The 374-nt window shown below is 66.0% G+C and carries 1 protein-coding gene; it reads left to right on the top strand.

Translation table 11 applies throughout. From position 1 onward, the window contains the following. The coding region (locus RAD10_RS41570) for a TCP-1/cpn60 chaperonin family protein (protein WP_461621995.1) at positions 1 to 374 on the top strand (374 nt) is incomplete at both ends.

Raw genomic sequence — 374 nt, 5'->3', positions numbered from 1 at the left:
GAGAACGTCACGCTCAACATGCTCGGTCGCGCCAAGAAGGTGATGATCGACAAGGAGAACACCACGATCGTCAACGGCGCCGGCAAGAAGGCCGACATCGAGGCGCGCGTGGCCCAGATCAAGGCGCAGATCGAGGAGACCACCTCGGACTACGACCGTGAGAAGCTCCAGGAGCGTCTTGCCAAGCTCGCTGGCGGCGTCGCGGTGATCCGCGTCGGCGGCGCGACCGAGGTCGAGGTGAAGGAGCGCAAGGATCGCGTTGATGACGCGATGCATGCGACCCGCGCGGCTGTGGAAGAAGGCATCGTCCCGGGCGGCGGCGTCGCCCTGCTCCGTGCCTCCGAGCAGCTCAAGGGCCTGCGCACCAAGAACGA

The organism is Bradyrhizobium sp. 23AC (genome assembly GCF_054863025.1).
The sequence above is the reverse complement of the archived record's forward strand: the minus strand, read 5'-3'. Positions and strand labels throughout refer to the sequence as shown.